Source organism: Ideonella sp. P3_A4, assembly GCF_056403075.1.
Genome location: NZ_JBFUGE010000294.1, coordinates 1 through 7,566, shown reverse-complemented (window position 1 = coordinate 7,566; position 7,566 = coordinate 1). Strand labels below are relative to the sequence as shown.

The window sequence follows — 7,566 nt, the reverse complement described above, 5'->3', positions numbered from 1 at the left end:
GGTGATGCCAGCCTGCTTGGCGTATTTCTTGACCAGGATCCAGAACATCTGCCGCGTCATCGGCCCGCCGCGGGCAGTGACGAACAGCGCAGGGGTCTGCTGGCCGGCCAGGATCTCGGCTCGCCCTTCGCGCGCGTAGCGCTCGATCCACGCCGAGGCCTCGTCGCCGAACGGCACCAAGCGCTCTTTTGCGCCCTTGCCGGTCACGCGTAGCACGCCATCGGCCAAGCTCAGTTGCACGCTGGGCAGCGCGACCAGCTCGCTGACACGCAAGCCGCTGGCGTACATCAGCTCGAGCATGCAGCGGTCGCGCAGGCCCAATGGCGTGGCGTCGTCGGGCGCGCTCAGCAGCGAGTCGACCTGCGCTTCGCTCAGCGTCTTGGGCACCCGCAGCGGTTGGCGGGCGCTGCCCAGGCGCAGCGTGGGGTCAGCGCTGAGATGGCGCTCGCGCAGCGCCCAGCGGTAGAAGCGGCGGAACACCGCCAGCCGGCGGTTGGCGGTGGTTGCCCGCGTGGCGGCGTGGCGGTCCACGGCGTAGCGGCGCAGTTGCTCTTCGTTGGCTTGCACCAGCGTTGCGCCATCGGTTGTGGCCAGCCATTGGGCGAACAGGCTCAAGTCGCGCCGATAGGCCGCCAGCGTGTTCGCGGCCAGGCCGTCTTCGACCCACAGCGACGAAACGAAGGCGTCGATCAACGGGTCGGCGGCGGCCGGCTTGGCCGCAGCTTTGGGGCGTCCGAGGCGGGGCTTCTTCGGGGTGGTGACGCTTTTCATTGGGCCTGCGCGAGCGCCCAGTCGATGTGCTCACGCACGAGCGGCGAACTGGCCTCGCGCTCGGCCACCAGCGCGGCCTTCATCGCCGCCGCATCAACACCGCCTGCGGCCAGCGCATTGCCCATCGCCACCGCCAAGTTGCGGCGCCAACGCTCGTGGCCGATGCGACGGATCGCGCTGCCTTCGGTGCGGCGCAGGAACTCAGCCTCGTTCCAGGCCCACAGCTCCAGCAATTGCGCGCCACCGAGCGGCTCACGCTCGTCGAAATCGGGCAAGGCGCTGCGCTGCGCGTACTTGTTCCATGGGCAGGCCAGCTGACAGTCGTCGCAGCCGTAGATGCGGTTGCCCATCGCGCGGCGGAACTCGACCGGGATCGGCCCACCCTGTTCGATCGTCAGGTACGAGATGCAGCGCCGTGCATCGAGCTGGTAAGGCGCCAAGATGGCCTGCGTCGGGCAGGCCTGGATGCAGGCCTCGCAGCTGCCGCAATGGGGCGTCACCGGCTCGGTCAAGGGCAGAGCCAAGTCGACGAAGATCTCGCCGAGAAAGAACATCGAACCGCCTTCGCGCGACAACGCCAACGTGTGTTTGCCACGCCAGCCCAGCCCGCTGCGTGCAGCCAGCTCCACCTCGAGCACCGGGGCCGAATCGGTGAAGACGCGGTAGCCGAACGGGCCCACGGCCTCGGCAATCTGATCGGCCAGGGTCTGCAGGCGCTGGCGCAGCACCTTGTGGTAGTCGCGSCCSCGGGCATAGACCGAGACGATGGCTTCGCCCGGCCGATCTTGCCGCTGCCATTCGCGCTCGACCCAGCCTTCGGCCGTGCCCAGCGGCAGGTAAGCCATGCGTGCAGTGATCACACGCACCGTGCCCGGCACCAGCTCGGCGGGGCGTGCGCGCTTCAACCCATGGGCTTGCATGTAGCCCATCTCGCCGTGAAAGCCGGCGGCCAACCAGTCCAGCAGAGGCTGTTCTGCGCTTGAGAGGTCGACATCGGCCACACCGATCTGGGAGAATCCGAGCGTGTGAGCCCAGCCGTCGAGTTGTCGCGCCACCCGTGCGATTGCTTGCTCGACTCCTGAACCTTGACTCATCCGACGATTCTAGAAACCCAGTCCCTGCCCTGGCCCAGTGAAGCGGCCTGTGGACGCTTCGCCTCTGCGCTGGCCCACGCGATCATCACCGACCCTGCATTGCAGGACGCGCGCCTCGAACTCGACGGCCCGCTGGGTGCCGGCAAAACCACGTTCGTGCGCCATTTGCTGCGCGCCTTGGGTGCCACCGGTCGCATCAAAAGCCCCACTTACGCCGTTGTCGAGCCGTATTCGTTGCCTTTGGGCAACGGCCAATCGCTCGCAGTGTCGCATTTCGACTTCTATCGATTCGACGACCCGCGCGAGTGGGCCGATGCCGGTTTTCGCGAGGTCTATGCCGAGCCTGGCCTGAAGATCGCCGAGTGGGCCAGCAAGGCCGCGTCGCAGTTGCCGCCACCCGATCTGGTGCTGACCATTGAACCCATGGCCAACGAGCACCGCGAGGTGCGCGCCGAGGCCTTCAGCGCCGCGGGCCAGCAATTGCTGGCGGCAGCAGCGAAGGAACTGGCCTGATGCGCCGGCGTGACGTACTCACCGGCGGCCTCGGCACGGTCGTGCTCAGCTTCGGGCCGGCCCAGCTGGCCTGGGGCTCGGCCATCGTCGCGGTGCGCGTCTGGCCCGCGGCCGAATACACCCGCGTGACGATCGAGTCGGACCAGTCGCTGATCGCCAACCACTTCGTCGCCGACAACCCGCCGCGGCTGGTGGTCGACATCGAGAACCTTGAGCTGAGCCCTGCGCTGCGCGAGCTGGTCGGCAAGGTCCGATCCGACGACCCCTACATCGCCAGCGTTCGCGTGGGCCAGAACCAGCCGCGCGTCGTGCGCCTGGTCATCGACCTGAAGCAGACGGTCAAGCCGCAGCAGTTTGCGCTGACGCCGGTGGCCGCCTACCAGCACCGGCTGGTGTTCGACCTCTACCCGACCGAAGAGCCCGATCCGCTGCTGGGCCTCATCCGCGACAAGGGCGCGGCCGAGCGCGAAGCCGCACGCGAGGTGCAAGACGCACTGGGCGAGTTCATCGGCCGCGTCGACAAGCCGCTGGCCCAGTCGAACGCCAACAACACCGGCACCCCACCGGCACCGCGCCCGCCGGCCCCCACGCCGCCGACCACCGCAGCCCAGAAAGACCGCATCAACCGCCTGATCGTGGTTGCCATCGACCCTGGCCATGGCGGCGAAGACCCGGGTGCCATTGGCCCCAGCGGGCTGAAAGAAAAAGACGTGGTGCTGCAGGTCGCGCTGCAGCTGCGCGACAAGCTCAACACCAAGCCCGGCATGCGCGCGATGCTGACGCGCGACGCCGATTTCTTCGTGCCGCTGCAAGACCGCGTGGCCAAGGCACGGCGCGTGCAGGCCGACCTGTTCGTGTCGATCCACGCCGACGCCTTCTTCACCCCCGAAGCACGCGGTGCCAGCGTCTTTGCGCTGAGCCAAGGCGGCGCCACCAGCACGGCGGCCCGCTGGATGGCGCAGAAGGAAAACGCGGCCGACGTGGTCGGCGGTGTCAACGCCGCCACCAAAGACACCCAGGTGCTGCGTGCGTTGTTGGACATGAGCACCACCGCGCAGATCAAGGACAGCTTGCGCGTCGGCAACGAGGTGCTGAGCCGCATCGGCTCGGTCGGGCGGCTGCACAAGGACAAGGTCGAACAAGCCGGCTTCGCGGTGCTGAAGGCGCCCGACATCCCGTCCATCCTCGTCGAGACGGCGTTCATCTCGAACCCCGACGAGGAAGACAAGCTGCGCGACCCCGACTACCAGCAGCGCCTGGTGCAGGCACTGTTCAGCGGCATCGAGCGCTACTTCGCGAAGAACCCACCGCTGTCGCGCAACCGGGCGACCTGAAGCCTGGGTCTGATCAACTCATCAGCACGGCCGGCAGCACGCCGCGCAGCGCGTTGCACACCACCAGCGCCTCGGCTTGTTCGACGTCTTCGCGCGTCAAGCGGCGTTCGGCAGCTTCCCAGCTGGGGTCGGCCAGCAGTTGCCCGCGCATCACGCCGGGCAGCACCTGGTCAGCCAGCGGGGGTGTCCACCAGCGGCCTTCGAGGCGCACGAAGATATTGCAGCGGCCGCCTTCGCACAGCTCGCCGTCTTCGCGCAGGAAGAGGCTGTCGAACGCGTTGACGGCCATCGCTGCCTGCACACCGCGGTCGTAGACCGCGCGGTCACTCGTCTTGTGCTCAGCCAAAGGCCGGCCCAGCGGCAGCGTCTCGTCGGCCCAGCGCAGCAGCACCGGGCCATCGGGCAGCGGTTGCAGCGACGCGTGGCGCCAGTCGGCGCCGCCGTCGTGGTGCAAGGCCAGGCGCACGCGCGAGTCGCCAGAGGGCGCCAGTGATGGCCGCAAGGTTTCGAAGCCGTTGCGGAGCTCGGTTTCATCGAACACAAAGCCCAACTTGGCGGCACTGGCTGCCAGCCGCGCCATGTGCTGCGGCCACAGCGGCACGCCCGCACCGGGCGCATAGCGCATCGTTTCGATCAACGTGAAGCCGGGATCCAGGCCGGTGAGGAAGCGGGCCTTCAGCTGGCACTCGGCGCGCTCGCTGGCGGCCTCACTGTCCAGCACGATGCCAGCGCCGACGCCCAGTTGCAGCGGCGCCAAGCCCTCGCGGTACTCACCCAGCGTCAGCGTTCGGATCGCGACTGAGAGGCAGAAGTCGCCGACGCTCGCGGTGCCGGGTGCATCGACCCAGCCGATCGCCCCGCAGTACAGCCCACGCGGCGTGGTCTCCAGCGCACGGATCAGGCCCATCGTGTGGTGCTTGGGCGCCCCGGTGATCGAGCCGCACGGGAACGCCGCGCGCAGCAGGCCCGGTATGCCGATGCCCGGGCGCAGGCGAGCCTGCACCGTCGACGTCATTTGCCAGACGGTCGCATAGGGCTCGACCGCGAACAGCGCCGGCACCTGCACCGAGCCCAACTCGGCCACGCGGCCCAGGTCGTTGCGCAGCAGGTCGACGATCATCAGGTTCTCGGCCCGGTTCTTCTCGTCGGCGCGCAGCCACTCGGCTTGCGCCRCATCGGCCAACGGGTCGGCGGGGTGCCGCGGCGCAGTGCCCTTCATCGGCCGCGCGGTCAGCTTGCCGGCCTGGTGGCGCAAGAACAATTCCGGCGACAGCGACAGCACATGGCGCGCACTGTCGCGCCCTTCCAGCGGCGGCAGCGCGATCAAGGCGCCGTAACCCACCGGTTGGCGCGCCCGCAGCCGCCTGTACAACGCCAGTGGCGAGCCATAGGCCTGGCCGTTCAGGCGGTACGTGAAATTGACCTGGTAGGTTTCGCCAGTCTCGATGGCGTGGCGGATGCGCGCAATGGCGGTGTCGAAGGCCGCATCGTCGATCGACGATGCGAGGCGTATCACGCCAGCCACGGTCGGCCCCGTTTCGCCTGGCTCCTCGCCCTGGTCCCGAACGCTCAGCCAGTCGTCGGCATCGTCAGGCGTCAACAGATCGAGCTGACGGAACATCAGCACACGCAGGCCGCCGACCGCGCCGGTTCCCGCCTCCGAGGCATTCGCCGGCGCGTTGCCATGCAACGCCACGCCCCATTCGTAGTCGGCCAGCAGCACCGCATGCAGGCCGGCGCGCTGGTCTGCGTCGACGGCGGCCCAAACCGCGTCCAGCTCGGCCGGCGTTGGCGCGTGATGCTCGCGCACGAAACCGGTGTAGCAACGGCTGCGCGCCTGCGGGCCGTCGGCTGGGCCCAGGTCGTCCAGCAGCGCGTAGACGGTAGCCGTGGCCGTGCTCACGCTGCGGGGTGGGCGCCGGCGGCCGCCTGTTTGCGGCGCGCGCGCCAAGCGCCGAAGAGGATCACGAAGCCGGGGATCAGGATCATCGCCCAGATGATCTTCTCGAGGTTGTTCTGCACCCACGGCACGTTGCCGAAGAAGTAGCCGGCCAGCGTCACGCTGCCGACCCAGAGTGCGCCGCCTGACACGTCGAACAGGGTGAAGCGCCGCCGCGTCATCAACGCCACGCCGGCCACGAACGGCGCGAAGGTACGCAAGAAGGGCATGAAGCGGCCGACCACCAGCGCGACGCCGCCGTAACGCTCGTAGAAGTCGTGCGCCTTCAGAAAGGCCTGCTTGTTGAACCAGCGCGAGTTCTCCCACTGGAAGACCTTCGGGCCGACATGCTTGCCGATCGTGTAGTTGCTCTGGTTGCCGGCCACGGCGGCCGCGAACATCAGGCTCAGCGACAGGGTCAGGTCCATCGCCCCGGCGCCGCACAGCGTGCCGACGACGAACAGCAACGAATCACCGGGCAGGAACGGCATCACGACGACGCCCGTCTCGACGAAGATGATCAGGAACAGCAGCGCGTAGACCCAGACGCCATAGTTGGCGACGAAATCCTTCAGGTGCTGGTCGACGTGGATGATCAGGTCGAAAAGAAAAGCTAGCAACTCCATGGGCGGCGATTATCCCCAGGCAGCGCACCGCATCTGAGCGAACACGACGCCCTCCTACAATACGCCGAGGGTGCCAGTGCCGCTGTGAAGCGCCGCTGGCAGGTATGTGCAACGGTCGGGCCGCCTTGCGGAGTACCGACGACCACCGGGCGCTTGCGCCGAGCCTGCCATGCCGACCACCCTCATTGTTCTGTTTTTGATGACCTACGCGGCCATCGCGCTCGAGCACCCGCTGAAGATCAGCAAGTCTGCTTCTGCACTGTTGGGCGCCGGGGCGATGTGGACCGTCTACGCGCTCGGTTCGGGCGATGCCCACGCACTGGGCGAACAACTCGGCGAATCGCTGATCGCCACGTCGCAGATCGTGTTCTTCCTGATGGGCGCGATGACGATCGTCGAAGTCGTCGACGCGCACCACGGTTTCGAGGCGGTCACCACCAGGATCAAGACGTCGAGCCTGCCGGCGCTGATGGGGCTCGTCGGCCTCGTCACCTTCTTTCTCAGCGCCGTGCTCGACAACCTGGCCACCACCATCGTGATGGTGTCGCTGCTGCGCAAGCTGATCGACGGCCGCGAAGACCGGCTGCTGTTCGCCGGGATCGTGATCATCGCGGCCAACGCGGGCGGCGCCTGGTCGCCGATCGGCGACGTCACGACGACGATGCTGTGGATCGGCGGCCAGGTCACCGGCCAGGCCGTCGTGACGGCGCTGTTCTTGCCGTCGCTGGTGAGCCTGCTGCTGCCGCTGGGCGTGGCCGCGTTCAGGGTGCGGGGCCGTCAGGTCATGGCACCTGCTCGCCATGACGAAGCCTCCGGCACCGGCACCAGCGCCTTCGAGCGCAACGTGATGTTCTTTCTCGGCCTGGCGATCCTGCTGGCGGTGCCGGTCTTCAAGACGGTGACCCACTTGCCGCCGTTCATGGGCATCCTCTTTGGTCTCGGCCTGCTGTGGCTGATCGGCGATGGCCTGCACCGCCACAAGGACGAGCGGGACAAGGAGCGGCTGAGCCTGGCGCATGCGCTGAAGAAGATCGACATGCCCTCGCTGATGTTCTTCATCGGCATCTTGCTGGCGGTCGCCACGCTGGAGCACACCCGTGTGCTGGCCACGCTGGCCGGTTGGCTGAACCACACCATCGGCAGGACGGACCTGATCGTGCTGATCATCGGCATCGCCAGCGCCGTGGTCGACAACGTGCCGCTGGTCGCGGCCATGATGGGCATGTACGACCTGTCGGCCTACCCCACCGACCACTTCCTCTGGCAGTTCCTGGCCTACTGCGCTGGCA

7 protein-coding genes are annotated in these 7,566 nt (G+C 67.8%); 3 read left to right on the top strand and 4 right to left on the bottom strand.

What is annotated here, in order from left to right; translation table 11 throughout:
* The coding region (locus AC1DYI_RS21760; RefSeq protein ID WP_477206220.1) for a tyrosine-type recombinase/integrase at positions 1-771 on the bottom strand (771 nt) is incomplete at its 3' end.
* Positions 768-1,865 carry a tRNA epoxyqueuosine(34) reductase QueG gene (queG, locus tag AC1DYI_RS21755; protein WP_477206219.1) on the bottom strand — a complete coding sequence of 366 codons (1,098 nt, stop codon included), beginning with the start codon at positions 1,863-1,865 and terminating at the stop codon, positions 768-770. The genes AC1DYI_RS21760 and queG, both read right to left, overlap by 4 nt.
* Between queG and tsaE the strand changes: the two genes are divergently transcribed.
* Both tsaE and AC1DYI_RS21745 read left to right on the top strand, forming a co-directional pair.
* Positions 1,857-2,378, top strand: coding sequence for a tRNA (adenosine(37)-N6)-threonylcarbamoyltransferase complex ATPase subunit type 1 TsaE (tsaE, locus tag AC1DYI_RS21750; protein WP_477206218.1), 522 nt, complete (start codon positions 1,857-1,859; stop codon positions 2,376-2,378). The genes queG and tsaE overlap by 9 nt on opposite strands.
* Positions 2,378-3,712, top strand: a complete 1,335-nt coding sequence (locus AC1DYI_RS21745; RefSeq protein ID WP_477206217.1) for an N-acetylmuramoyl-L-alanine amidase — start codon at positions 2,378-2,380, stop codon at positions 3,710-3,712. The genes tsaE and AC1DYI_RS21745 overlap by 1 nt, the downstream gene beginning before the upstream one ends.
* 13 nt (positions 3,713-3,725) lie before the next feature.
* Here the strand turns inward: AC1DYI_RS21745 and AC1DYI_RS21740 are convergent, their stop codons facing one another.
* Together AC1DYI_RS21740 and AC1DYI_RS21735 are read right to left on the bottom strand one after the other, a co-directional pair.
* Positions 3,726-5,615 carry a chorismate-binding protein gene (locus AC1DYI_RS21740; protein WP_477206216.1) on the bottom strand — a complete coding sequence of 630 codons (1,890 nt, stop codon included), beginning with the start codon at positions 5,613-5,615 and terminating at the stop codon, positions 3,726-3,728.
* Positions 5,612-6,277 (bottom strand): DedA family protein, encoded by a 666-nt coding sequence (locus AC1DYI_RS21735; RefSeq protein ID WP_477206215.1) that lies wholly within the window; start codon positions 6,275-6,277, stop codon positions 5,612-5,614. The genes AC1DYI_RS21740 and AC1DYI_RS21735 overlap by 4 nt, the downstream gene beginning before the upstream one ends.
* A gap of 169 nt (positions 6,278-6,446) precedes the next feature.
* Between AC1DYI_RS21735 and nhaD the strand changes: the two genes are divergently transcribed.
* A partial coding sequence (nhaD, locus tag AC1DYI_RS21730) for a sodium:proton antiporter NhaD (protein WP_477206214.1) occupies positions 6,447-7,566 on the top strand: 1,120 nt, incomplete at its 3' end.

Coding starts and splice junctions, on each gene's coding strand:
- AC1DYI_RS21745 (WP_477206217.1), top strand. CDS start 2,378: ATGCGCCGGCGTGACGTACTCACCGGCGGCCTCGGCACGGTCGTGCTC.
- AC1DYI_RS21735 (WP_477206215.1), bottom strand. CDS start 6,277: ATGGAGTTGCTAGCTTTTCTTTTCGACCTGATCATCCACGTCGACCAG.